The following is a 2,213-nucleotide window of genomic DNA, read 5'->3' on the forward strand; positions in this document are numbered from 1 at the left end:
GGAAGCCAAGGACCTGGTCGACGGCGCACCGAAGGCCGTCAAGGAAGGCATCGCCAAGGCCGACGCCGAAGCCGCCAAGAAGAAACTCGAGGACGCCGGCGCCAAGGCCGAACTCAAGTAAGCGGTTTTGAAAAGGGGCTGGAAGCCGGGTTCGGCTTCCAGCCTTCGTCGCTTCGGGGGCCATATAGCCCTCGGAGAGCACCTGAAAAGCTCTTACTCGATAATCGAGGGCTTTTCAAGTGTTCTCTGAACCGACTGCAGAGAACCGGTTTGGTCGGACTGGGGTGCAATGCCCCGGTTGTCCGCCAGCGGCTGGTAGTGGCCAGCCACCAAGCATCAGACGCAAGGTCTGAATCGCCAGTCACCGATGGACAGTGTGCCCCAGGCGGGCCGCCGTCTTCGACACGGAGTGTTTATGGCGCAAGCAACCCCCTACAGCTATACCGAGCGCAAGCGCATCCGAAAGAGTTTCGGAAAGCGCGAGAACGTCTTGGGCGTGCCTTATCTGCTGACGATGCAGAAGGATTCTTACGTTGCCTTTCTGCAGAAAGACGTGCCGCCACAAAAGCGGAAAACGGAGGGCTTGCAGGCCGCCTTCGTCTCCGCCTTCCCGATCGTCTCGCACAACGGGTTCGTGGAGATGAAGTTCATCGAATTCAACATGGCTCGGCCCGCGTTCGACACGCGCGAGTGCCAGCAGCGCGGCCTGACCTACGCGTCGGCCGTGCGGGCCAAGCTGCAGATGATCATCTATGACCGCGAAACCTCGACCAGTCAGTCGAAGGTGGTCAAGGAGATCAAGGAGCAGGAGGTCTACATGGGCGAAGTGCCGCTCATGACCGACTACGGCTCCTTCATCGTCAACGGCACCGAGCGCGTCATCGTCTCGCAGTTGCACCGGTCGCCGGGCGTGTTCTTCGAGCACGACAAGGGCAAGACGCACTCGAGCGGCAAGCTGCTGTTCAGCGCGCGGATCATCCCCTACCGCGGCTCCTGGCTGGACTTCGAGTTCGACCCGAAGGACATCCTTTATTTCCGCGTCGATCGCCGCCGCAAGATGCCGGTGACGATCCTGCTCAAGGCCATCGGCCTGTCTCCCGAGCAGATCCTCGCCAACTTCTTCGTGTTCGACAACTTCCGCCTGATGGACGTCGGCGCGCAGATGGAGTTCGTGGCCGATCGCCTGCGCGGCGAGATCGCCCGCTTCGACATCACCGACAAGGCCGGCGTCGTCGTCATCGAGAAGGACAAGCGCATCACCGCGCGCCACACGCGCACGTTGGAGCAATCCGGCACGAGCTTCGTTTCGGTGCCGGAAGATTTCCTCGTCGGCCGCGTGCTGGCCAAGGACATGGTCGATGCGGAAACAGGCGAGATCGTCGCCAAGGCTAATGACGAGCTGACGGAAGCGCTGCTCAAGAAGCTGCGCGTCGCCGGCCTCAAAGAGATCCAGTGCCTCTACACGAACGAACTGGACATGGGCGGCTACATCTCGCAGACGCTCACCGCCGACGAGACCGCCGACGAGTTGGCCGCGCGCGTGGCCATCTACCGCATGATGCGCCCCGGCGAGCCGCCGACGGAAGACGCGGTGCAGGCCCTGTTCAACCGTCTCTTCTACAACGAGGACACCTACGACCTCTCGCGCGTCGGCCGCATGAAGTTCAACGCCCGCGTCGGGCGGGACACGGCCGAAGGCCGCATGGTGCTGGCCAACGACGACATCCTCGACGTGGTCAAGATCCTGGTCGAGCTGCGCAACGGCCGCGGCGAGGTCGATGACATCGACCACCTCGGCAACCGCCGCGTGCGCTGCGTGGGCGAGCTGGCAGAAAACCAGTACCGCTCGGGCCTCGCCCGCATCGAGAAGGCGGTGAAGGAGCGTCTCGGCCAGGCCGAGACCGAAGCGCTCATGCCGCACGACCTGATCAACTCCAAGCCGATCTCCGCGGCGCTCAAGGAGTTCTTCGGCGCGTCGCAGCTGAGCCAGTTCATGGACCAGACCAACCCGCTTTCCGAGATCACGCACAAGCGGCGCGTCTCGGCCCTGGGCCCGGGCGGTCTGACCCGCGAGCGTGCCGGCTTTGAGGTGCGCGACGTGCACCCGACGCACTACGGCCGCGTGTGTCCGATCGAAACGCCGGAAGGCCCGAACATCGGCCTGATCAACTCGCTGGCGCTGTATGCGCAGCTCAACGAGTACGGCTTCCTCG

The 2,213-nt window shown here is 63.4% G+C and carries 1 protein-coding gene and 1 pseudogene; both read left to right on the plus strand.

Features of this window, described 5'->3' with window-relative positions; all coding sequences use genetic code 11:
• Positions 1-121 (plus strand): ribosomal protein L7/L12 (locus tag H0W38_RS21300; RefSeq protein WP_292457975.1); only part of this gene is annotated, 121 nt, incomplete at its 5' end.
• Between the two features lie 294 nt (positions 122-415).
• A pseudogene (rpoB, locus tag H0W38_RS21305) lies at positions 416-2,213 on the plus strand (DNA-directed RNA polymerase subunit beta); the annotation flags it as partial.

The organism is Methylibium sp. (assembly GCF_013817365.1).
Taxonomy (GTDB): Bacteria; Pseudomonadota; Gammaproteobacteria; order Burkholderiales; family Burkholderiaceae_C; genus Methylibium.